This window comes from Luteimonas terrae, assembly GCF_031457535.1.
GTDB classification, from domain to species: Bacteria; Pseudomonadota; Gammaproteobacteria; order Xanthomonadales; family Xanthomonadaceae; genus Luteimonas; species Luteimonas terrae_A.
This window is the reverse complement of sequence record NZ_JAVDWO010000016.1, coordinates 92,459-113,345: the sequence shown is the minus strand read 5'-3', so window position 1 is coordinate 113,345 and position 20,887 is coordinate 92,459. Positions and strand designations below refer to the sequence as shown.

The window sequence follows — 20,887 nt, the reverse complement described above, 5'->3', positions numbered from 1 at the left end:
GGATCGTCTCTTGCCGGAGTGATCCCCTCCAGTCTGCCAGCTCACCTCTTTAGTTTCGGGCGGCGCGGGTGTTGCGCTTACTTTGTTAACCCGCGAGTTCTAACAATTCATTCAAGCCGACGCCGCTTCGCGGCGCGGCTTAATTCTGGCGTTAGGCCTCTTATGGCAAAGCTTCGCAACCAGCCACTTACAAGCACAGAGATCGCGCGCTACCTCAGCGCTCAAGACGATTTCGCCCTTGAGATGCAGGTGTACTCGCTTGCGCTATCTCATGGATACGAGGCAAGCCATGGCGGCACATACGAAGATCCTGTTACGAAAAAGCCTAGGCAGTACGACATTCGCGCGAACACGAGTCGAGAAGATCACCGCATCGACCTTGCTATCGAATGCAAAAGCCTTAAGAGTTCCTATCCAATAGTGGTTTCCCGCATTCCGAGAATGGCGTCCGAGGCTTATCACCAAGTCGTTTGTTCGCTAAAGAGAGAACGAGGACCTTTCTATACGCACGACCTGACGCCATCTGAAACCCTTAGGATCGAGAATCAAGCGGGCTCCCCGATGTACCCGGAGCAAGGGCTCGTGGGAAAGTCCACCGTGCAGATTGGAATTTCTGACAAAGGTGAGTTCGTTTCTGGCGATGCAGAGGTCTATGACAAATGGTCGCAAGCGCTTGCGTCCTTAGCCGAACTAGCTAGTGACGCTTGTTGGTACAGGGATACCTCTGAGTCCGGATTCCATCTAACCGCTCTCTTTCCCGTTCTCGTGGTGCCCGATGGAACTCTGTGGGTAGCCGACTACGACATCTCCGGGAAGCTTTTGGCGGAGCCTCATGTGGTGGAGGAGACAACGATATTTATGGGCAGGGAGTACTGGAGCGCCGGCTCCGGCTCGTACAATGTTTCACACCTGCATGTATGCACTCTTGCTGGCATCGATGGCTTCATGCACCTTTTTCGGTCCTCGGATAACGCGTGGGAACGCCTATTCCCCATGAAAGAAGTGTTAGAGCGTCTGACAGAGGCCTAACAATTCCGTAAGGAGCTTCCTGTCAACTCCGAGTGCATGAGCGCCGCGCCTGAGCGTTGAGGCATTTGCTGTTCTTCGGTTGTCGAGGATTGCAGTAACACTCGCCAGAGTGATCGTTGATCAAAGCGTTGCCAGACTGCATTTCCGTAATCGGTCTTGTTGGATCGGCGTTACTGATCCGGACCAGGGTAAAAAACCGACGTCCCCCCGCAATTGAGTAGCAGGCTGCTTTGGAGTCCAATCCCCAACGAGAAGGAGATTGGACTTGAAGAAGCGTTTCAGCGAAGAGCAGATCATCGGCTTTCTGCGTGAGGCCGAGGCCGGCCTGCCGGTCAAGGAGCTGTGCCGCCGGCATGGCTTCAGCGAGGCGTCGTACTACCTGTGGCGCAGCAAGTTCGGCGGGATGAATGTCTCCGAGGCCAAGCGGCTCAAGGAACTCGAGATCGAGAACGCGCGTCTGAAGAAGCTGCTGGCCGAGCAAGTCCTCGAGAACGAGGTGATCAAGCGGACAGAACAGGGGGCAGAGTGCTATTTATTCTATTTATTCGGTCTCGCGCGCGAAGTCCCGCGCCTCGCGGATTGATCCGCGACACCCACACACCGGCATCGCTGCAGGCTTCAAGCAACGGGTCCCTGTAGCCGCCCGTGGCTCGACCACGACACGTGCATCGCCGATGCCTTGCAATCGACGCACGAGCTTGCGGATACCGGCTGCGCTGTTGGCGAATCGCGTCACGCCGGATGCGCCGTCGATGACGACATCCAGTGCCGCCTTGCCCACATCGATTTCCACTGCCGTCATCGCAATCCTCCGATAGAGTTGACCTGTCGAGAGCATCGCGCCCGGGCCCACGCTTATCAGTTCGAGGGAAGCCTCGTGCAACTGTCCGGGCGCAGGGTGCGAGATCCGGCGTGTGGCCCCTGCTGAGTGACGGTGCTGCTACACCGAGGCGTTATCGGGCGCACACGCCGGGCTCTCGGCACCTACAGTAGGGAAACTGGAAGACATAAGGCGTTAGGCATTTATGACAGACCCCTTTATTGTTGCTCTTATAGCGGGACTATCAGCTGTATTAGGCGCTGGCGTGACCTCTTTTTTTTCCAATAGAAGTCAGAGCAAGACCAATCAAACGCTTTTGCTCATAGAGAAGTCCAAGCTGGAGAATACTAAAATCACTCGGGACGAAGAAGTAAAACGCGATGCTCTGAAAATTGTATTTATCGCAATAATTTCCGCGTCGAGAGAGTTCTCAACATCCAAGGCGGTTTCAATACTAGATGCAAAGATGGACTTGCTGAAATTCGACGAATGGTATTTCTCACAATCAAAAAGCATGGATGAAGCTCGATTCTTCGCTCATATCTATGCACAAGACATTCAAGGCGATCTTGAATCAATTAACTCAAAGATGAATATATATTGGGGTAATCTTCGAGGTGCACTTATCAACAAGAGCTGCGACCTGCCCCACTCTCAAAGTGAGGGCCTGATTGGGTCAGCAGTCTCCGCATCCATGGACATTGAAACCTTGGCGAGAGGCGCGAAGAACTTAATCGTGGAACATGCCTAATAATTCATTCAAGCCGATGCCGCTTCGCGGCACGGCTTAGTTCGGCGTAGGCTCACAGGGAGAGATTAGTCGTGACTCGCGTTTTCGGGATCATCGCGATTTTACTGGCTCTGATCTGGGGTAACGCACGAGCGTCTCATTCGATCTACTTCGGAGACGAAAACGGCTACTCCATCGATATCGGCATCGGGACATGTGAGCATCCACCTCCCCGGCAGCCTGAAACATGTGTGACGATAGTTCGCGCCCAAACGCCTGGCTCGAAGGGGTGGGTGCAAGTCAATGCCGGGTTGAGGGTAGAAGCTTTCAGGTTCCGAAAAAACATGGTCCTTCGATACGATGGCCGTGATCTGCGAGTGCCTGCGTTCTATCTGATCGTGCGCGGGCAACGAGCTTCGCTGCACATGGGTAGCTATGTGAGCCACACAGACTTTAGTTGGTTCATGTGAGCTTAGTCGTTGCTCGCAGGAGGACCAGCTGGTGCCCAACGAGTCGTTGCAGCCGACGTTGCATCGGCAGTGTCAGACCTCAGGTGCAACTATGCAGGCTACTTTAAACCGAGTGATCAGCGCAGGATTTGCTCTCGCGTTTCTTGTGGTTGGCAATGGTGCAGCGGCGCACGAAAGCTCAGTGCCGGGTCTCATTGTTGACATGCCTCATGGCGGCTGCCGCCTTGTCGTTCAGAAAGACGGGAATGCCTCGATTTCTTATGGCGCGATGCCAAAACTGATCCGCGTTACTCCGGGAACTTTCAACTTCAATCAGTTGGCCTTGTTGTTGCGCGCAAAGTCGTATCCGCAAAGCGACCGTTCTTTGCATGGTGAACCCGTTGGGACCCTCTTGTTGCCGGAAGAGCAAGACTTGCTCCTCATCAACGATGCTGCCTTAGTCAGGGCCCTATTGGAACGCGCATGGAAGGCCCGTGCGGCACCAAGGCGGCAGTTTGACGACGAAAGCTACCACTGGGTAGCCGAGGCGTGTGCCTTTTCAAATCAAGAGACGCAGGTGTTAGGACTGCGGCTTAACAGTTCATTCAAGCCGATGCCGCTTCGCGGCGCGGCTTAATTCAAGCGTTGGGCCTTACTCTGGAGACATAATGAAGCGTCTCGTCCTGGTTTCTTTGCTGCTCGCCTCCGCGATGGCGAGCGCGGTTGTTGTGCGGCACGACGTGTCCGACTCGGCATATCTGGTGGCCGAGACCGAGCTGCCCGCTCTCGTAGACCTTCCGCATGAGGGCCATGGGGTGCTGATTGCACCGCAATGGGTGCTGACCGCAGCCCATTCGACGCAATGGCATCCAATCACCGAGGTCATGCTCAACGGTAGCTGCCTCAAGGTTGAGCAGGTCTTCGTCCACCCGGGCTACAAGCAACTTCCAGAGGGCCTAGCCGAACGTGACCCCGAGGGCGCTATCGACTTTCTTGCGGGTCTGGATGACATCGCTCTCATCAAGTTGGCGGAGCCGGTCAGTGGCGTCAGCCCGGTGGATCTGTATGGGGAGCAGGCGGAAATCGGAACGACAGTTGTGCTGTTCGGTAAAGGCGCCACAGGCAACGGCAAATCTGGACAGATCGCGGGTTCCAACCGCACTCAGCTGCGCAGGGCGGAAAACGTCATATCTGCGGTCGAAGAGCGAGCGCTCATCTATACGTTCGACTCGGGCCCCGGCGCTCGCCCCCTTGAGGGCATGTTAGGAAACGGCGACAGCGGTGGCCCGGTGCTCTTGGATAACAGCGGGCGCTGGGAGCTGGTGGGGTTGGCACGGGGCAGACTCAGCACCTCGCCTCCGGGGTTCTACGGGCAGCAGAGCCATCAGGTCCGGGTGTCGTACTACCTACCTTGGATTAGAGCAACTATGGGCGGGACCGGGTCGTAATTCGTCCAAGCCGACGCCTTCGGCGCGGCTTAACTCAACGTCAGGCCGCGAGAGATCGATCAATGCCACTTGGGGATATTGCAGGCGAGGTTCTGGGAGGCCCGCTACGGGTCGTCGGGCGCATTCTGTTTGAGTTTTTTTTGAGTTGCTGATCAAAGGCGTCGGCTATGCACTCATCAAGCTGTTCCGCCCATAATCTGACCCGAGCGACACCTCGTGCGGCCTGGTCGGTTTAGTGTTCTGGGCAGTAGTCCTCGCACTGGGCATCGTTGTTTACCAGCATGGCATCGCGGCCTGAAAATTCATTCAAGCCGAAACCGATTCGCGGGCCAGCCTAGTTCAAGCGTTAAGCGGCGGGGGATATTTATCGGGAGAGTTGTTCAATGAAAAGCAAGCTTGGAAGTGTAGCCCTGGCAGTTTCAAGGTGCATATATGGACTCTTCTTCATCTTTGACGGGGCAGTTCGCGTCGTTGGCTCTATTCGAGGTAGCCCTAAGCCAGAATTTGCACAGCCAGCTGCACAAGCATTCAATGGTCCTCTGTTCGCCGCACCTTTTACAGATCCGTTGTTGGGCGCCTCATTCATCGTGGCGGGTCTCGCTTTGCTCTTTAACCGTACGGCTCCGCTAGGTGTCGCAATCCTGCTGCCGTCCATCATCGTCATTTTCATGTTTCATCTATTTCTAACCGGGCAGATCGTCTGGGGTGCCGGGCACTTGCTATTCGTGCTTTTCCTCCTCTGGGTCTATCGCCATGCATTCACTCCTCTCTGGAACCATGGCAAGCCCGCCCCCTAATGATTCATTCAAGCCGTCCCCGCTTCGCGGGCCTGCTTCGAGCGTTAGCCCGCCGATGCAAGAGATCGTGCTCGCCGAACTTCGCACCATAAGTCCGCTTGACGACCTTGAGGGCGAGCATCTTGCCGATGCAATCGCCTGGGTTGAGTCAGGGGTGGAATTCTGTCGGGTCGCCAAGCCGGCCACGCCACCGAAGCACCTGGTGTCGTACTTCGCAGTTGTCGATGAGGAGCATGTTCTGCTCGTGGATCATCGGAATGCCCGGCTATGGTTACCGACCGGGGGTCACGTGGAGCCCGGTGAGCATCCAAGAGAGACAGTACGCCGTGAGTTGAGGGAGGAGCTGGGGCTGGCTCCGACTCGTGCGCTCGCACCGCCGCTAATGGTCACTTGCACGCTTACTGTCGGGCTGGCCGCCGGCCACACCGATGTTTCGCTTTGGTACGTTGTTCAAGCTGATCGCACAGAGCCGCTTCGCTTCGATGAGCAAGAGTTTAGAGATGCCAGGTGGTTCCGGTTCGATGATGTTCCGTTCGAGAAGAGCGACCCGCATATGAGGCGCTTCATCGCAAAGCTGCGGGCTAACCAGAAGAAGACAGCAGAAGAAAACAGGGGCCGGAGTGCGATTTATTGAGTGCGATTTGCTGCCGAATTCCGGGATCACCTCGACTCTGGAAGGCGGCTGAGCAAGGTTCGTCAAGTGCGGCTGCTTCCTAATTTCCTACTCGCACCACGCTAGCTCTCTGACTTGACCCGGGAGGTGGAGCCGTAGCAGACTCGGCCGCAAGGAGCCTAGAAACTCCTCGTACAGCGGTACCCACCTCCGAAAAACCGGTGGGTTTTTTGTGCCCGTCTTTCTCGCGGGTGCAACCGACGCGATGCCTGCGTCGGGAGGGCGGCTAATACAACACCCTTCGGGGAAATACGCCCGCCGTCTGTACGCGGTTTCTAGCCTCCCGACTTCCCGTCCACCGTTCCGGTGGCCGGGCACTTCATGGAATGAGGAGAGGCGACGATGTCGAAGTTCGAGATGGATGACGAAGATACGGTGGGCTACTTCCTGCCCGAGGACAGCCAGTTCCGGCTGAAGAAGCTGCGCGAGCACATGGATTTCCTGTCGCGTGTGGCGCAGCCGCGTACGGCGAACGAGGACGACGAATACATCCCGGACATCCGGGCAGGCGAGGTGGCGGTCTGCCTGGAGTTGCTGGGCGAACAGGTGGAACTGGTTCTGGACGAGGTGACGTTCCCGGCGATGCGGAAGGCACGCAAGGCGCGATCCGCGGCCGAGGACACCGAAGGCGACGATGACGATGCGGAAGAAGACGGCACAGAGGCTGACGACGCTATCGGCGTGCACGCAGCCGACGCCGACGCCGACAGGCCGACACTGCGCTTCGGTGTGACGCTGGACCAGATCGATGCGCTCAACCGCCTGCTCGAGCTGATTTCAGCGCATGGTGATGTGGTGTCGGCCGGCGAGATGGCGGACTACGCGACGCAAACGATGCCGGTCGTGGGCCACGCGATCTTCGACCACGCGGCCGAGGTGCGGGAGATCCTTCTGAAAGTTGAAGATCAGACGCTTGATCAGAGCTCGGCTCGGAACCGCGTTCGCGAGGCGCCGGCTGTGTACGGCGTAGCGCCTGCGCGACTACACCTGCAGCGCGTCTGCGCCTCGAAGCACGCTCGATTCCACTAGATCACAGAAGGCGCAGTTCTAGACGTCGAAAGGCAGAAGCAGGTGTTCGCGCCTGCTTCTGCTGTTGTCGCACCGGAAGATACCGGTGCCCGATTCACTTCGTTGTGGTGGAAGCGTCGCGCAAGACATCGACTGCGACGGCGCTACGCATGTCCAGGGATCCCATGAAATCAAGTGCCGCATATCGATGTTTTTCAGTGTTGGCTGCATTGACAGCGGCAGGGGCCATTGCAGGTGTCATCCCTTATGTGGCGGGCGCATCGACCTTCGAGGGGAGCTCGGGGTACCTGTCGGCACTGCTCTTTCTGCCGGCGCTACTGTTGGTTGCGTTGGCGATGCGGGCGTGGGGTAAGCGACTTGTCCCGAACACGTCGACCTATCGTGCGACTTTGGTGGTCTATGGCTTACTGTCGATTCCCGCTGTCTTTGTCATAGGCACACTACTCGTCTGACGTGGGGCCTGAAGCAGGTGTACGAATGCTCGCGACCCGGGGAGATAACGGTGTCAGGCTCACGTCCCGCAGTTTCGCCGGTCTTCTGAAAGGTTGATCCTGATGGCCAAGTACCTGATCTCCTTCTCTGCCGCCGCGATGGTAGTGCCGACGTCGAACCGGCACTCGCCAGTCGCGATTCGCATGCCATCGATGCAAGCGTGCCGGTGGTACGCGTGTCGGCAAATGGCACCGTTGTTGGAAGTGGTTATCACACCGGGCCTGCACTTGATGATGGCTTCGCCGTGTTCGAGTTGCCGTCCTGCGACGCAACGGTCAACTGGGCCGCGTGGCTCGCAAGCGCCTGCTGCTGCGATCAGGAGCTGCGCGTGTTCCATATCGATCCGGCATCGTGATTCGCCGCGTCCACGCGCGTCGGTAGCGCGTGGTGTGATCGGCGCACGCAATGATTGGTGCGCGCGGCGCGGCGCCTTCGGGGAGGCGTCCTGTATGTGCGCGCGCAGACTAGCCGTTCTTGAACCCGGGTGAGAAGTCGTGTCGATGAAGATCCTGTATTCCGGAACCGATCCACTACTGCATACGAATCTCGTCGGGGTGTTGTTCGAGATGCACGTCCACCACGACGCATGCGGAACGCCATTCCAGGTGCGAGGCCAGGAAGTGATGCTCTATCAGGTGAGTGTCGAAGAGCACGACATGGCGCTGGCGATGGAACTTCTCGACGAGATCACGACGCACGTCAGACGAAGTGCTCGCCAGCCCGTGCGATGGCATCAGCGTGTGGGTAAAGATCTGCAAGCGACATGGAAGCGACTCGTCGGATCGCACCGCTGACGTGATCAACCGCACGTCGTCCTGGTGCGATGGGTCGCGCACGCCGTGCAGATGATGGCAACGACGAGCAACTGATGAAGACGATGAAAACGGTGCCAGTTCTATCTAATTAAGGAGAACTGAAGCAATGAATAAGCTAATCGCTGCAGTGGGCCTTGCTACGTCCTTGGCATCGTTCGGCGCTTTCGCGTCGAACGCTGTTTCAACAAGATGGACGCCGTTGGAAAATTCGATGGAAGCGCTGCTCAACGATGGTTGGCGCATTACCTCGAGCGCTATTGTGCGTGCCAACTACAATTCGGACAGCCGGAACAGATTCACATTCACGCTCGAAAAGTCCGCGAAGTTCGTGATCTGTATCGTGGACGACCCGGCTTTGAACGATGCCGTTTCGGCATGCAGGGCGCTCAACTGATTGCACATGTGGCTCCGCTATTCTCGTTGCCACCGTCGTGGGGTAAATGGTGCCAAGTTTCCCGAATTCTGGTGGAAGTGTCGCGGTTGAGGCAATAAAGGTACGGGTAATAGCGGTGCCAGGTTTACTTGTCGTCGACTGCGGGCGCGGATGCGGGCGGTTGCCAGTAGGCGCTGAAGCCTGGTTGCCGGTAGACCTTGGGGATGTGCACGCGCACCGGCGAGCGCAATGCTTCGCCCGGGGTGTCGGTCGCGAGGATCGCGGTCTGTGGCGGCAGCTCGAAGACGCACAGGCCGTCGAGTTCGGTGTCGAACTGGAACGGATGGCGCTCGCCACCGATCGTGGCCTGCGTGTCGTCCGCGTATTCGATGGGCTGGACGCGGCCGCGGCGCAGGCACTGCCCGCGATGGTCCATCCAGAACGCAGCATGGCGATCGGCATCGCGGGGGTCGATGACCGCGGTTTCGGTCAGCGGGAGATTGATGCGCATGTCGCGCGCGCCATCGGCTTCGGGTGTCCGCACAAAGACCAGCAGCGAGGTAGGGTGGTAACCGGCGATATGCGGGACGGGCAAACGCAGCACGCCGTCTGCATCCGGCGCCACACCGCGGACCCCGAGCTTGCGCCACCGGGTCCCCATGAGGCCGGCGGCGCGATTCTTGTCGTAGGACAGCGACACCGGAGGACCGCCATAACGCTGGGCGCCCATCGTCGCGCCCGGCGGCAGGGTCAGCACGATGTCGCCAAAGCGCGGCATTGCCCTGTAGGTGTCCGCGTCCACTGTGCGCGCCTGGTGATCGAGCTGCGGACTGCCGAAGCCGTCGTTGAGCCTGGGCACGTTCTGCGGAAATTCGAGAACGGAACTGCAGCCAGACAGCACCGCCAGTAGCATCCCCGAAGCGGGAAGACGCCACAGGCGGGGTTGGCACGGATGTGCCGCGACGGATCGCATTCCTGACATCTCAACTTCTTCCGGCACCGGTCGCACGGCACCGATGGCCGTACAGGGGCGCGCAGCGTACCTGAAGCCGAGACCGGTGGATTCGACTGCAGACACGCGCCGGTCGTAACCCTCGACCGCATCGCCTCCGTTGCGGTGACAGCAGAAACGCATCTGCGGCGCGGAAGCGACGGCACATTCCGGATGTCAGGGTCGGCATGGGGTCATTTGCCACTCTGGGTCGCTTACGATCCGTCGATCCGATCCACGACTGTTTCGCTCTTTGAGACCTCACGCATGCGCCGAACATGGTGGTTCACAGGCCTCCTCGCAGTGTCCTGCGTTGCAAGCGCTGTCGTCATCCGGCACGACGTGGAGGATGCGCGCTATCGGATTCCGGCCTCCGAGTTCCCTGCACTCGCGGATATGCCCGGTGAGGGACACGGTGTCCTGATTGCGCCGCAATGGGTGGTCACGGCTGCTCACACGCTTCCGATGCATTCGGAGCTCGAGCAGATCGTGATCAACGAACAATCCAGGCTGGTCGAGCGCGTCGTCACGCATCCGGGCTACAGGACGCTGCCGCAACCGCTGATCGATCAGGCGATGGCCAGCGGTGAGGCGATGCTGATCGTGGTGTTTCTGGCCGCGTCTGACGACATCGCACTGGTCAAGCTGGCTCAACCCGTCAGCGATGTCGTGCCAGTAGAGCGCTACGCCGGCAGCGACGAAGCGGGCAGGATGCTCAAGCTCATCGGAAAGGGCGCAACGGCCACAGGCGATACCGGGCATAACCCCCACGGCCCCAACCGCACCGAACTCCGGCGCGCGTTCAACACGGTCTCCAGCGCCTACGACCGCTGGTTCTGCTACGTGTTCGATGCGCCGCCCGAAGCACTCCCGCTCGAGGGCACACTCGGCAACGGGGACAGCGGCGGGCCGCTGCTCATCGAAGTCGATGGCCGGTGGGTGGTGGCCGGACTGGGCGCGTGGAAAATCGTGTCCGGGGATGTCCGGACAGCCCGACCGGGACGCTACGGGCAAACCGCGTGCAACGTGCGTTTGAGCCATTACGCCGACTGGATCGACAGCGTGATCGCAGAGCAGGCGCCGCAAGCGCCGCGTCCTTGAGAATCACGCCGAAACCGTCGCGCGGTTCTGTTCGCGCACTGCGGCCAGTCGGCTTATGACGCCGCGCGATGCGGCTCGCCTATGCGCCTTGGCAGTGGAAGCGTCATCTGATCCCCACCCACGTCATGCCGTCATCGGTGGCCGCCCGCCACCGATGATGCGCACGCGCTTGCAGGCGAGGCCGAGATCCAACGCCGTCAGCGGATCTCAAGCTCGGCGATGCGGCCATCGACCATCGCGAAGCGATACGCCAGCGTCACCGGGCTGCCCGGGAAGCTGCCGGTGAGATGCACCTGCACGACGGGATGTCCGGCATCGCCAGCGATCTCGAACGGTTCGGCCTGCCATGCGGACGCCGCGCGTGCGGCAGCGAGCCAGGCTTCGATGGCGGCGATGCCGGTATGGGTCTGGCGCTCGTCGTGCACGACGGCATCGGCGGTGAAGCAGTCGCGCAGGCCGGTGGGGTCGGCGCCGTTGCCGATGGCGAAGAAAGACGCGATGGTGTCGGGGAGTTGCATGGGTCTCTGCCTCGATGGAATGGAGATCTCCGGAATGTCGGTGCCGCGCCGCGCGCGCGCAAGAACGCACGCAAAAGGAAGTCACTTCCCCATGGGTAAGGCCTACACGCCCGCGACCGCGGCGGCCGATGTCGAAACGGTGTTCAAGCGCCTTGGCGGGCGCTGGAAGCTGCTGATCCTGTTTCACCTTTTCGGCGGCCAGGTGCAGCGCTACTCCGACCTCGAACGGCTGATGCCCGGCATCTCGCCCAAGATGCTGGCCCAGCAGCTGCGCCAGCTCGAACACGACGGCATCGTCGCGCGGCAGGTCTATCCGGAAGTGCCGCCGAAAGTGGAATACCGGCTCACCGACTGGGGCCAAGCGCTGTGCCCGGCGCTCGATGCCTTGTTGCGGTGGGATGCAGCGCGGGACGTGGATGCAGCGGTTGCGGATTGATGACACCTGGATTGCGCGTCTGTCTGCCGATGCGCATCGCTGCGACGACACTGCGATGCTGGATTCTAGGCGTCACGATGAGTGGGTTCCGTCCGAGATCCAATGACCTCGTCATATCAAGCGACGAATTCCGCGTACTGCAGCGCGCAGCGCGCGTTAAGGAAGGTCTGAATAACTGCCGTCATCCCCGCGAAAGCGGGGATCCAGTGACTTCAAGCCTTTGAAAACCAAAGACGCTGGATTCCCGCCTTCGCGGGAATGACGGCCAAAGCGGAATTGTTCAGACCTTCCTTAAAAGCCGGAACCTGCGGTTTAAACTGCGTACGAACGTGTTCGCGCGATTCTGCCTGGTACGAACGCGACGTGATCGGCCGTTGGCCACGTTCTTGAAGGAAGCCACACCCGCGTCGTGGGTCGGATTGATCCAGGTCATATGCCCGATGGAGGCTGCATGCAAAACCCGTTGAACCCTTTGGAAATCGCATTGGCTCGCGCAGCCGACGAGCCGGCTGAGCGGCCTGAGTTCTACAAGGCGTTATTGGAGTCCGATGTCTACGTGATTGGCCATACCGACACGCCCGGGGACGGGCTGGCGACGATTCCGGCCGGCGCTCAGGTATCCATCGTCAATCTGGAGAAGGAAGACGGCACCCCCTTCATTCCGTTCTTCTCCAGCCTCGATGCGTTGCAGCGCGTGTTGCAGGCGGAAACCCGCTTTGTCTCCATGTCGGCACGGAGCTTTCTTGACATCACGCGAGGCGCCACGGCGGCCTATCTCTGCGTGATGCATGAAACCGAGTCAGCGCAGGCGCCGACATGGATCGTTGGCCTTGAGGGTGACGGCGACATGGACGCCGTCATGCGCCAGGCGGGATCGGTTGCAGCCGATACCGCGCCGCGTGGAGAACCCGTTGATTTCGTCAGGGTCCAGCGTGGCGAGGGAGGACTCAGCGATCACTTCACAAGCCTGGTCAAGCCGTTCTACAAGCGCAGCTGGGGCGCGACGCTTCGCGCCATGCTGTCATCGGCCGGGGCATGACAGGCGGTTCACACGGATCGCAAGCTGTTGGCGCTGCGGCGCTCCCCGGCGTTTGGCGCGTCCTGTTCTCCAGAGCGCAGTTCATCACCCTGCCGCTTGCATGCATGTCGCAGGACATGCAGCAGTTCATCGCACAGCGCATCGAGACACGCGGTGGCAAGAATGTGTGCTGATGCGTACTCGAGCGACGTACCGAAGCGCGCGCGTTCTTCCGTGCAAGTGGCCGTGCCTGGCACGTCGCTTCATTCCGGCAGCCCGCAGCCCGCCACCAGCGCCCCGCAATGAACACCAGGATGGTCAAGGCCGCGGCCCTGTTCGGTGTACTCGGTCCAGTCATCGGGCTTCTGGCCATCACCTTGCCTGCGATGGCGCACGCGAACGCGTGGTCGCTCGTTGATCTGATGCAGTTGCTGCCAGCTGCCTATGTCATGGGAGCTGTGCCCGCGGCAGGTACCGGCGCCATTGTCGCGATGATGTGTCCGCGACCGCGTGGATCCCGGTCGTACCTGCTGGCGGGACTCGTCGGCGCGGCGTGTTCTGCCATCTACTATGTTGGCCTGACGGCCAGCGGTATCGCGAAGTTCGGCTGGATTGGCGTGCTGTTTCCTGTGGCCGGCTTTGCCGCGGGGCTGGTGTGCGGATTTCTCTTTCTCCGCAGAACGGCCAGCGCCGCCCGTTCCAGTCCCTGACCGCACGTGGATGCCGTCGACGCATCTGCCGGGCTTGGCAGCGGCGTGGTTGATGGCAACGCACCTGCGCTCTGCCAGCAGACATCCACGTTCTTGAGACAGCCCCCCTTCCATTGCGCATGTTTTGATCCAGGTACCCGATGACGCGCAAAGCAGACTCACGCCTAGGCTTGCTGAAGCCGACCCTCCTGTTCGTTCCCGTTGCGGCGCTCGCGACGTTCTTCTGGTGGGCCTACGAGGCGCGCTATCGCAGGTACGCGGACTGTCTCGATGCGCTGACCAACTCCAGCTGCATCACGCCGGACGGCACCAACGTCACATCAGGCGGGATCATCTGGGCATTCCTCGCACTTCCCTTCACTGTCGTGGCGGCGGTGTTGCTCTGTGTGATGGCGGTACGCCTGGTGCGCAGGCGATCGCGTGACGCGGCCTGATGCGGGCGTGGTGCGGGATCCGTGCGTCCACGGCGCACTCCGACCGCGCGCGATTTTGGAGACGCGTTGCTCGAAGGGTTTGTCGCTGTCTGGCGTCACAGGCCGCGGGCCGAGCCGGTCGCGCTGACGCCGTCGCTACTCCACTTCGAATGGAACCGGCACCAGTACCAGGCCGATGCCTGGCTCGCGCGGCGTGTCCATGCGTGTGTACGTCCAACGCTGGCTGGCCTCGAGGGCGGCCGTATCCAGGGCCGGATGGCCGCTGCTGCGGGAGATCAGGCTGACCACCGGGCTTTCATCCGGATCGACGAGCACGACGACCATCGCGACGCCGCTCTGTCCCGCCGTGCCCGGGTGGACCGCCGGGTGCTCATGGCGCGACATCATGTCGAGCCCTGTCTGCGGCGAGGGCGGTGTTGCGCCGGGCGATTGCAGGCACACGCCGCCACCGGGCGGCGCGGCGAGCGTCAACGTGAAGCCATGCCCGGCGTCTGCGCCGCTTCCGACAACGTCCACCTCGCCCGGCGTGGCGCGGGCTGCGCAGTTCGCCTCGGCTATCAAAGCCAGCGCGCGTTGTTGCAGAGCTGCGATGTCGGCGGTGGGCGCAACGCCTTCGATGCGGCAGCCAGTTTCAGTCTGCGATGCCTCGAGCATCTGCATGCGCGCGTCTTCGACGCGCCAGTCCACCAGTGCGCAGCCGCTGCGTGATTCGGCCTGGGCGCCGCCGCTGATGGCGAGCGCGAGTACGAGCCATGCACGAAAGCGATGGCGACGGGCGAGAAGACGAGAAACAAACATGCGGCAACGGTCACCGGTGTGGATGACGTTTCAGGATACGGGATGGCGCCCGCCACCCCGGATGCGCGCCGACGCGCGACGCGCCGATCCCTGCGCGCTCAGTCGTGACGCCAGACCCCGATCCAGCCGCGTCCACGCACCCGCCGACCGCCGCGCCGTTTTGCGAATGCCAGCGTCACGCCGATCGACAGCGCGATGATCACCAGCCGCAAACCGACCGCCCACAGCGGCCCGAGCGCGTTGTCGGCCACCGGGAACACCACCCACCACGCGTTGATCAGCACATGAAAGGCCACTGGCACCCACAGGTCGAAATCCCATTCGACATACAGCCATGCGAACCACACGGCCCCCAGCGCGGTGATGGCGAAGATGCCGGCCGCCTCGACCGCCTGACCGCCCTGCGTCAGGTGCGCGCCGCCGAACAGCAGTGCGGCCATCAGCGCTGCGGGCAGGAATCCCCAGCCCGCCAGTCGGAACAGCAGGCCGAACAGCAGGCCGCGATACAGCAGCTCCTCGCCGAAGCCGGGCAACAGCGCGTGGCGCGCGAGCGCATGCGGCGTGTCGGCCGTGAGCGTCAGCGGTGCCTTGAATGCGAGCACCGCCACCATCGGCGCAGTCAGTAGCAGGCCGAGCAGCAAGGCACGCATGGGGCGGCCGTCGAGGCCGAGCGCCGCGAGCGCGTCGCGCGGCCGCGTCAGCACCGCGGCCATGCCCAGTGCGACCAGCCAGTGCGGGAGATAGCCCAGCAGCGCCAACGCCCCTGTGCGCGCCGCGCCGGTCCAGTCGCCGGCTACGGCGCGGAACAGATCGAGATGGAAGTGATCCAGCCACAGGAAGACCGCGATGATCGGCAACGCGACCCAGCGGCTGCGGGGGGACGTGTGGGCAGACCTCACCGTCGGATCGGAACTGGAGGCCATGTGCGATGCGCTGCCGGTAGGGAACCGGCTCAGACCTTGCCCGCTCGCTGCAACCGGCACAAAGGCCGCAAGTCACGGACGCGGCCTCGCCGGGGTCTGTGGCGCGTGTACGCATGCGTGTGCCCGCAGCGCTGTGCGTGGGCATCGGCCTGCACGGCCTGGCGCACAATGCACACCTCGAAACCGATCCGGATGTGTCATGGAACTTGAAGCCCTTCTCATCGCGGCGCTGCGCGAAGCCGGCTACGGCCCCGATGCCATCGGTTCGGCCATGCCGCGGATCATCCGCATCATGCAGGCCGAAGACGTGCGTATCGAAATGGGCCGCAGCCTGTCGCGCAAGGAACGGGAGTACGTGCGCCTGCAGCTGGAGCTGGGCCTCAACGTATCGGAAGTCGTGGCGGGGCTGAAGAAGTGAGCGATCCCCGGAAAGACGACCGCCCCGCGACGCACACCGTCACCGGCACCTGCCACTGCAAGGCCGTCGAATTCGAAGTCGACTTGATCGACGGCTTCGAGAACATCCGCCGCTGCAACTGCTCGCTCTGCAGCCGCAAGGGCGCGGTGATGGCCGGGGTGACGCTCGAGCGTCTGCGTGTGACGCGCGGCGCGGACGTGCTGACGCTGTATCAATGGAACACGAAGATCGCCAAGCACTGGTTCTGCAGCGTCTGCGGCATCTATACCCACCACCAGCGCCGCAGCGCGCCGGACGAGTATGGATTCAACCTCGCGTGCATCGAGGGTGTCGACATCACCGCGATCGGTGAGATCGGCCGCAGCAACGGCGCTGCACAAAGCCTGGTGGAAGCGTGACGCGCGGGCACGCCTGCTAGCATTCCCGCGCCGTCGCCATTCCGGCGACGCAGCACGCAAGGGGATTGCAATGCGCAATTGGGGAATCGGCGCCGTGCTGGCGCTGGCCGTGGCGGCTTCGGGAGCGGTCGCCGCGAATGAAGGGCAGACGCGCGAGGTCCAGTCGAAGGACGGCACGTTCACTGGTGAGATCGTCGGCACACCGGACGAGGGCAGCAAGTTCGCGCAGCTCGAGATCGGCATGAGCATGCAGGACGTGCAGGAACTGCTGGACCGCGCGCCGGATCGCTTCCACACCTACGAGTCGGGCAAGCGCTGGATTCCGTTCTACTTCGGCAACGATGCGACGCGCCTGCAGGCGCTGTTCCGCGACGAAGGCTGTCTGATCTTCACCGGCGGCAACGTCTGGGGCGGCGGCGGCAGCGAACTGATCCAGATCGAAGTCGATCCGTCGGGCGCCTGTTACCAGCCTTGACCGCAGGGCGCGGATCGCAATGACATCGCGGCCTGCCTGACCGCACGGGCGGTGTGCTGCCCGTGCGGCGCTTTCGATTCGACAAGCAGGCTGTGCCTGTTCCCACCGGTTCTGCTGCAGCATTCGTCGCTGATGCGCCCACCCACCTCAAAACCACGATCGCCGACAGCGGTCGCAGAAGCTGTACGCGGATCACGACCGACGCCGCGCAGATCCACCTGAAATAGTCCACGGCCGCGGTGCGGCGCGCCGGTCTTCACCCACCGGTTGCGTATCGGGCGTACGCTCGCCGCGTTCCGCCACGAGCCGCGCCCATGTCGCAAGCACCCGCACCCCGCCGCCGCACCGGGGCCTATGTCGCGATCGCGGCGATCGTGGCCGCCGTGGGCGGCGCCTTCGCCTGGACCGCAGGCTGGCTCACGCCGGATCGACTCACGGCTGCGCGCATGACCGACGCCATCGAGGCGACGTCGACGACGCCGTATCCGGGGTTCCGCCGCGCGCACGCCAAGGGCATCTGCGTCGTCGGCCATTTCGACGGCACGCCGGAGGGAGCTGCCCTGAGCCGGGCCCGTGTGTTCGCCGACACCGGCACGCCGGTGCTCGGCCGGATGTCGATCGGCGGCGGCTCGCCCTACGGCCTCGACGCGCAGGCGCGCGTGCGCAGCATGGCGCTGGTGCTCAACGGCGCCGACGGCAGCGAATGGCGCATGGCGATGAACAGTTTTCCGTTCTTCGGTGCGGCGTCGATCGAGACCTTTTTCGAGCAGACGCGCGCGTCGGCGCCGGATCCGGCGACCGGCAAGCCCGATCCCGAGCGCATGGCCGCGTTCGCCGCGCAGCACCCCGAAGCGCAGCGATTTGCCGCATGGGCGAAGTCCGCGCCGTGGTCCGACAGCTTCGCCAATACGCAATACAACGGCATCCATGCCTACCGCTTCGCCGGTGATCGCGGCGAGCAGCTGGTGCGCTGGTCGATGCGTCCGCAGGCGCCGTTCGTCGAGATGACCGCCGCGCAGCGCGAGGCGGCGGAAGGCAATTATCTGCAGGACGAACTGCGCGCGCGGCTCGCGGCGGGGCCGCTGCGCTGGGACATGGTCGCGACGCTCGCAGGCCCGGGTGATGACGCCAGCGATCCGAGCACGCCGTGGCCCGAGGGCCGCGAGCAGGTGGTCGTCGGCACGGTGGTGCTGACGCAAGCGCAGGACCAGGCCAGCGGCCCGTGCCGCGATCTCAATTTCGATCCGACCATCGTGCCGGGCGGCGTCGCGCTGTCGGACGATCCGATTCTCGCCGCGCGCGCGGCGGTGTACGCGCAGTCCTTCGATCGCCGCGAACGCGAGGTCGCACGCGGCGCCGATGTCGATGGCACGCCGCCCGCGGAGGCCGCCCGATGAACACCCCGACCGACCGCCACGATGCATTCGCCCGCGTGCTGCACTGGAGCATGGCGGTGCTGATCCTGGCGATGCTGTTCGTGGGCGTGGCAATGGTGTCGTCGATGACGCTGCGCCCGTCGCTGTTGATGCTGCACCGGCCGATCGGCATCGCGCTGCTGGTGCTGGTGATCGTGCGGCTGATCCATCGGCTGCGGCGGCGCGTGCCGGACCTGCCGCGCGATCTGCCGGGCTGGCAACGCGTCGCCGCGCACGCGTCGCATATCGCGCTGTATGCGCTGATGTTCGCGATGCCGTTGATCGGCTGGGCGATGGTCTCGGCGGCGGGCAATCCGGTCGTGCTGTGGGGCGATGTGCACCTGCCGCCGATCGCGCCGCACGACCCCGTGTTCTACAGCCTGCTGCGCGCCGCGCACGCGTGGCTGGCGCGCGCGCTGCTGGCGGTGATCCTGCTGCATCTCGCCGCCGCGCTGTATCACGCCTGGGTCCGCCGCGACGGCGTGTATCGCACGATGGCGCCCGTGCCGCTGGGGCCGCGCCCGGATGAGGATCGCGCTGTCACGCCCGCGGAGGTCGACGCGCCTTGAGCATGGCCGCCTCTGGTCGCGCGCACCGCATCGATGCATGCGCGCGGCGCGTTGTGACGTGCCCGACACCGGCCGCGCTCTAGGCTGCGTCGTTTCGTCCAGAACTGCCCGATGCAGACCGACCAGATCCTGATCCTCGTCATCCTGGCCTGCACGGTCGGTCTGTTCCTGTGGGGCCGCTGGCGGCACGACCTGGTGGCCGGGGCCTCGTTGCTGGCCTGTGTGGCGGTGGGGCTGGTGGGCGCCGAGCAGGCGTTCGCCGGTTTCGGGCATCCCGCGGTGATCACGGTAGCCTGCGTGCTGGTACTCAGCCGGGGGCTGCAGACCTCGGGCGCGGTGGACGCGCTGACCCGCGTGGTACTGCCGTCCAAGGCCGGACCGATGCTGTCGATCGCCGCGCTGACCGCACTGGCGGCACTGCTTTCGGCCTTCATGAACAATGTCGGCGCGCTGGCACTGTTGATGCCGGTGGCGGTGCAGATTGCCCGCAAGCAGTCGCTCGCGCCGGGCCAGGTGCTGATGCCGCTGGCGTTCGGCTCGATCCTGGGCGGCATGACCACATTGATCGGCACGCCGCCCAATCTCATCGTGTCCGGCTTCCGGCAGGAACTGGGCGGCGCGCCGTTCTCGATGTTCGATTACACGCCGGTCGGCGCGGCGGTCGCAGTGGCAGGCGTGCTGCTGCTCGTGCTCGGTGGCTGGAAGCTGGTGCCGGTGCGGCGCGAGGCAGCGGTGGAGGGCTTCGATCCCGGCGCATATCTGACCGAGGTGCGCGTGCCCCAGGGCGCGCGGGCGGTGGGCAAGACCGTGCGCGAGATCGAGACGCTGCTCGACGAACACGATGCGCAGGTGGTCGGCATGGTCCAGGCGGAGTTGCGCGTGCATGCGCCCAATCCGTCGCGCGTGGTGCGCGCCGACGACATCCTGGTGATCGAGGCGGACGCCGACGTGCTCAGCGAAGTGCTCGCCCGGCTCGGGGCGAAGCTGGAGGAAGACGTGCCCTCGGAGCCGGAGCCGGACGACGCCGACGCGACCGATGCCGGCAGCAACGACAGCGACGCGCATGACACTGCGCCAACACCGATCGACGGCGCGGCGCCCGATGGAGACACGGCGCGGGACGAGCGCAGCGACGATGCGCGCACGCCGCATGCCGACATCGTGCTGCAGGAAATCGCGGTGCTGCCGGGCTCGGGCCTCGCCGGACGCTCGGCCTCGGAACTCGATCTGCGCACCCGCTACAGCATCAACGTGCTCGCGATTTCCCGCGCCGGCCACCGGTCGCGGAAGCGGCTGCGCTCGCAGCGCCTGCAGGACGGCGACCTGCTGCTGGTGCAGGGCACGCAGGCGGCGATCGCCGCGTTCGCTGCCGAGTTCGGCGGCGTGCCGCTGGCCGAACGGGCGCTGCGCATCCCCGACCGGCGCAAGGCGATCACCGCTGCATTGATCCTGCTCGGCGCCATCATCGCCACAGCGTCCGGGCTGGTGCCTGCAGCGGTGGCGTTCGCGGCCGGCGTGGTTGCCTCGATGGCGCTGCGCACGGTGCCGCCGCGCGAGGTCTATGGCGCAATCGACTGGCCGGTGGTGGTGCTGCTGGCGGCCCTGATCCCGGTGGCCGGCGCGATGGAATCCACCGGCACCGCCGATCTGATCGCCCGCGTGCTGTTCGAAAGCGTCGCCCAGGGCCATCCGGTGATCGGCCTGGTCCTGATCCTCGTGGTGACCATGACGCTGTCGGACCTGATGAACAACGCCGCCACTGCGGCGGTGATGTGCCCGATCGCGATCGGCGCAGCCGGCACGCTGGGCGTCAACGCAGACCCCTATCTGATGGCGGTCGCGGTGGGCGCGTCCTGCGCCTTCCTCACGCCCATCGGCCACCAGAACAACACGCTGATCCTCGGCCCCGGCGGTTTCCGCTTCAGTGACTACTGGCGTCTGGGCCTGCCGGTGCAGCTGCTGGTGCTGCTGGTGTCGATTCCGATGCTGCTGTGGATCTGGCCGCTGTAAATGCGACGACAGGCGCGG

The 20,887-nt window shown here is 63.2% G+C and carries 26 protein-coding genes and 1 pseudogene; 23 read left to right on the top strand and 4 right to left on the bottom strand.

Annotated elements, in window-relative coordinates; genetic code table 11:
• Positions 1-162 precede the first annotated feature (162 nt).
• The 12 genes and pseudogenes from J2W68_RS16475 (at position 163) to J2W68_RS16420 (ending at position 8,676) form a co-directional block, all read left to right on the top strand.
• Complete coding sequence (locus J2W68_RS16475) at positions 163-1,029, top strand: hypothetical protein (RefSeq protein ID WP_310238061.1); 867 nt, start codon at positions 163-165, stop codon at positions 1,027-1,029.
• A gap of 265 nt (positions 1,030-1,294) precedes the next feature.
• Positions 1,295-1,534, top strand: a pseudogene (locus J2W68_RS16470) (transposase); the annotation flags it as partial.
• 520 nt (positions 1,535-2,054) lie between these two features.
• On the top strand, positions 2,055-2,600 hold the full coding sequence (locus J2W68_RS16465; protein WP_310238058.1) for a hypothetical protein: 546 nt from the start codon (positions 2,055-2,057) through the stop codon (positions 2,598-2,600).
• Between the two features lie 480 nt (positions 2,601-3,080).
• Positions 3,081-3,665 carry a hypothetical protein gene (locus J2W68_RS16460; RefSeq protein ID WP_310238056.1) on the top strand — a complete coding sequence of 195 codons (585 nt, stop codon included), beginning with the start codon at positions 3,081-3,083 and terminating at the stop codon, positions 3,663-3,665.
• 31 nt (positions 3,666-3,696) lie between these two features.
• A complete protein-coding gene (locus J2W68_RS16455) occupies positions 3,697-4,476 on the top strand; it encodes a S1 family peptidase (protein WP_310238053.1) in 780 nt (259 codons plus the stop codon).
• 383 nt (positions 4,477-4,859) lie between these two features.
• Entirely contained in the window at positions 4,860-5,273 is a 414-nt protein-coding gene (locus J2W68_RS16450; RefSeq protein WP_310238048.1) for a hypothetical protein, read from the top strand.
• 55 nt (positions 5,274-5,328) lie between these two features.
• Positions 5,329-5,907, top strand: a complete 579-nt coding sequence (locus J2W68_RS16445) for an NUDIX hydrolase (RefSeq protein ID WP_310238045.1) — start codon at positions 5,329-5,331, stop codon at positions 5,905-5,907.
• Positions 5,908-6,321: 414 nt separating this feature from the next.
• The gene (locus J2W68_RS16440) at positions 6,322-6,975 is read left to right on the top strand and encodes an XAC0095 family protein (RefSeq protein WP_310238042.1); all 654 of its coding nucleotides are present in this window, start codon (positions 6,322-6,324) and stop codon (positions 6,973-6,975) included.
• 164 nt (positions 6,976-7,139) lie between these two features.
• A complete protein-coding gene (locus J2W68_RS16435; RefSeq protein ID WP_310238039.1) occupies positions 7,140-7,427 on the top strand; it encodes a hypothetical protein in 288 nt (95 codons plus the stop codon).
• 200 nt (positions 7,428-7,627) lie between these two features.
• A complete protein-coding gene (locus tag J2W68_RS16430; RefSeq protein ID WP_310238036.1) occupies positions 7,628-7,822 on the top strand; it encodes a hypothetical protein in 195 nt (64 codons plus the stop codon).
• A 145-nt stretch (positions 7,823-7,967) separates the two neighbouring features.
• Positions 7,968-8,261: a hypothetical protein gene (locus J2W68_RS16425; RefSeq protein WP_310238033.1), complete on the top strand. Its 294-nt coding sequence runs from the start codon at positions 7,968-7,970 to the stop codon at positions 8,259-8,261.
• A 127-nt stretch (positions 8,262-8,388) separates the two neighbouring features.
• Positions 8,389-8,676: a hypothetical protein gene (locus J2W68_RS16420; protein ID WP_310238029.1), complete on the top strand. Its 288-nt coding sequence runs from the start codon at positions 8,389-8,391 to the stop codon at positions 8,674-8,676.
• A 124-nt stretch (positions 8,677-8,800) separates the two neighbouring features.
• Here J2W68_RS16420 and J2W68_RS16415 read toward each other — a convergent pair whose 3' ends face one another.
• Entirely contained in the window at positions 8,801-9,514 is a 714-nt protein-coding gene (locus tag J2W68_RS16415; RefSeq protein WP_310238027.1) for a hypothetical protein, read from the bottom strand.
• Between the two features lie 399 nt (positions 9,515-9,913).
• Between J2W68_RS16415 and J2W68_RS16410 the strand changes: the two genes are divergently transcribed.
• Positions 9,914-10,747: a S1 family peptidase gene (locus J2W68_RS16410; protein ID WP_310238072.1), complete on the top strand. Its 834-nt coding sequence runs from the start codon at positions 9,914-9,916 to the stop codon at positions 10,745-10,747.
• A 197-nt stretch (positions 10,748-10,944) separates the two neighbouring features.
• On the opposite strand, the gene J2W68_RS16405 is transcribed toward J2W68_RS16410, so the two are convergent.
• The gene (locus J2W68_RS16405; RefSeq protein ID WP_310238024.1) at positions 10,945-11,265 is read right to left on the bottom strand and encodes a nuclear transport factor 2 family protein; all 321 of its coding nucleotides are present in this window, start codon (positions 11,263-11,265) and stop codon (positions 10,945-10,947) included.
• 91 nt (positions 11,266-11,356) lie between these two features.
• Between J2W68_RS16405 and J2W68_RS16400 the strand changes: the two genes are divergently transcribed.
• The 4 genes from J2W68_RS16400 (at position 11,357) to J2W68_RS16385 (ending at position 13,863) form a co-directional block, all read left to right on the top strand.
• Positions 11,357-11,701 carry a winged helix-turn-helix transcriptional regulator gene (locus tag J2W68_RS16400; RefSeq protein WP_310147608.1) on the top strand — a complete coding sequence of 115 codons (345 nt, stop codon included), beginning with the start codon at positions 11,357-11,359 and terminating at the stop codon, positions 11,699-11,701.
• Positions 11,702-12,152: 451 nt separating this feature from the next.
• Positions 12,153-12,740 (top strand): enhanced serine sensitivity protein SseB C-terminal domain-containing protein, encoded by a 588-nt coding sequence (locus J2W68_RS16395; RefSeq protein ID WP_310238021.1) that lies wholly within the window; start codon positions 12,153-12,155, stop codon positions 12,738-12,740.
• 281 nt (positions 12,741-13,021) lie between these two features.
• Positions 13,022-13,429, top strand: a complete 408-nt coding sequence (locus J2W68_RS16390; protein WP_310238017.1) for a hypothetical protein — start codon at positions 13,022-13,024, stop codon at positions 13,427-13,429.
• Positions 13,430-13,599: 170 nt separating this feature from the next.
• Positions 13,600-13,863 carry a hypothetical protein gene (locus J2W68_RS16385; RefSeq protein ID WP_310238016.1) on the top strand — a complete coding sequence of 88 codons (264 nt, stop codon included), beginning with the start codon at positions 13,600-13,602 and terminating at the stop codon, positions 13,861-13,863.
• 135 nt (positions 13,864-13,998) lie between these two features.
• On the opposite strand, the gene J2W68_RS16380 is transcribed toward J2W68_RS16385, so the two are convergent.
• On the bottom strand, positions 13,999-14,523 hold the full coding sequence (locus tag J2W68_RS16380; RefSeq protein WP_310238014.1) for a TonB family protein: 525 nt from the start codon (positions 14,521-14,523) through the stop codon (positions 13,999-14,001).
• Between the two features lie 236 nt (positions 14,524-14,759).
• Complete coding sequence (locus tag J2W68_RS16375) at positions 14,760-15,560, bottom strand: CPBP family glutamic-type intramembrane protease (RefSeq protein ID WP_310238012.1); 801 nt, start codon at positions 15,558-15,560, stop codon at positions 14,760-14,762.
• Between the two features lie 223 nt (positions 15,561-15,783).
• On the opposite strand from J2W68_RS16375, the gene J2W68_RS16370 reads away from it, so the two are divergent.
• From J2W68_RS16370 to J2W68_RS16345, 6 genes are all read left to right on the top strand, one after another.
• A complete protein-coding gene (locus tag J2W68_RS16370; protein ID WP_310147598.1) occupies positions 15,784-16,002 on the top strand; it encodes a polyprenyl synthetase in 219 nt (72 codons plus the stop codon).
• Positions 15,999-16,400, top strand: coding sequence for a GFA family protein (locus J2W68_RS16365; protein WP_310238010.1), 402 nt, complete (start codon positions 15,999-16,001; stop codon positions 16,398-16,400). Before J2W68_RS16370 ends, J2W68_RS16365 begins: the two co-directional genes overlap by 4 nt.
• A 70-nt stretch (positions 16,401-16,470) precedes the next feature.
• Entirely contained in the window at positions 16,471-16,875 is a 405-nt protein-coding gene (locus J2W68_RS16360) for a hypothetical protein (protein ID WP_310238008.1), read from the top strand.
• Positions 16,876-17,189: 314 nt separating this feature from the next.
• Complete coding sequence (locus J2W68_RS16355; protein ID WP_310238006.1) at positions 17,190-18,272, top strand: catalase family peroxidase; 1,083 nt, start codon at positions 17,190-17,192, stop codon at positions 18,270-18,272.
• Positions 18,269-18,859 (top strand): cytochrome b, encoded by a 591-nt coding sequence (locus tag J2W68_RS16350; RefSeq protein ID WP_310238003.1) that lies wholly within the window; start codon positions 18,269-18,271, stop codon positions 18,857-18,859. Before J2W68_RS16355 ends, J2W68_RS16350 begins: the two co-directional genes overlap by 4 nt.
• A 111-nt stretch (positions 18,860-18,970) precedes the next feature.
• Entirely contained in the window at positions 18,971-20,869 is a 1,899-nt protein-coding gene (locus J2W68_RS16345) for an SLC13 family permease (protein ID WP_310238001.1), read from the top strand.
• The last annotated feature ends 18 nt before the right edge of the window (positions 20,870-20,887 follow it).

Bases quoted from the DNA above. Each gene is read 5' to 3' on its own strand.
- J2W68_RS16475 (WP_310238061.1), top strand. From the start codon at position 163: ATGGCAAAGCTTCGCAACCAGCCACTTACAAGCACAGAGATCGCGCGC.
- J2W68_RS16465 (WP_310238058.1), top strand. From the start codon at position 2,055: ATGACAGACCCCTTTATTGTTGCTCTTATAGCGGGACTATCAGCTGTA.
- J2W68_RS16455 (WP_310238053.1), top strand. From the start codon at position 3,697: ATGAAGCGTCTCGTCCTGGTTTCTTTGCTGCTCGCCTCCGCGATGGCG.
- J2W68_RS16450 (WP_310238048.1), top strand. From the start codon at position 4,860: ATGAAAAGCAAGCTTGGAAGTGTAGCCCTGGCAGTTTCAAGGTGCATA.
- J2W68_RS16445 (WP_310238045.1), top strand. From the start codon at position 5,329: ATGCAAGAGATCGTGCTCGCCGAACTTCGCACCATAAGTCCGCTTGAC.
- J2W68_RS16435 (WP_310238039.1), top strand. From the start codon at position 7,140: ATGAAATCAAGTGCCGCATATCGATGTTTTTCAGTGTTGGCTGCATTG.
- J2W68_RS16425 (WP_310238033.1), top strand. From the start codon at position 7,968: ATGAAGATCCTGTATTCCGGAACCGATCCACTACTGCATACGAATCTC.
- J2W68_RS16420 (WP_310238029.1), top strand. From the start codon at position 8,389: ATGAATAAGCTAATCGCTGCAGTGGGCCTTGCTACGTCCTTGGCATCG.
- J2W68_RS16410 (WP_310238072.1), top strand. From the start codon at position 9,914: ATGCGCCGAACATGGTGGTTCACAGGCCTCCTCGCAGTGTCCTGCGTT.
- J2W68_RS16405 (WP_310238024.1), bottom strand. From the start codon at position 11,265: ATGCAACTCCCCGACACCATCGCGTCTTTCTTCGCCATCGGCAACGGC.
- J2W68_RS16400 (WP_310147608.1), top strand. From the start codon at position 11,357: ATGGGTAAGGCCTACACGCCCGCGACCGCGGCGGCCGATGTCGAAACG.
- J2W68_RS16395 (WP_310238021.1), top strand. From the start codon at position 12,153: ATGCAAAACCCGTTGAACCCTTTGGAAATCGCATTGGCTCGCGCAGCC.
- J2W68_RS16390 (WP_310238017.1), top strand. From the start codon at position 13,022: ATGAACACCAGGATGGTCAAGGCCGCGGCCCTGTTCGGTGTACTCGGT.
- J2W68_RS16380 (WP_310238014.1), bottom strand. From the start codon at position 14,523: ATGCAGATGCTCGAGGCATCGCAGACTGAAACTGGCTGCCGCATCGAA.
- J2W68_RS16370 (WP_310147598.1), top strand. From the start codon at position 15,784: ATGGAACTTGAAGCCCTTCTCATCGCGGCGCTGCGCGAAGCCGGCTAC.
- J2W68_RS16360 (WP_310238008.1), top strand. From the start codon at position 16,471: ATGCGCAATTGGGGAATCGGCGCCGTGCTGGCGCTGGCCGTGGCGGCT.
- J2W68_RS16355 (WP_310238006.1), top strand. From the start codon at position 17,190: ATGTCGCAAGCACCCGCACCCCGCCGCCGCACCGGGGCCTATGTCGCG.
- J2W68_RS16350 (WP_310238003.1), top strand. From the start codon at position 18,269: ATGAACACCCCGACCGACCGCCACGATGCATTCGCCCGCGTGCTGCAC.
- J2W68_RS16345 (WP_310238001.1), top strand. From the start codon at position 18,971: ATGCAGACCGACCAGATCCTGATCCTCGTCATCCTGGCCTGCACGGTC.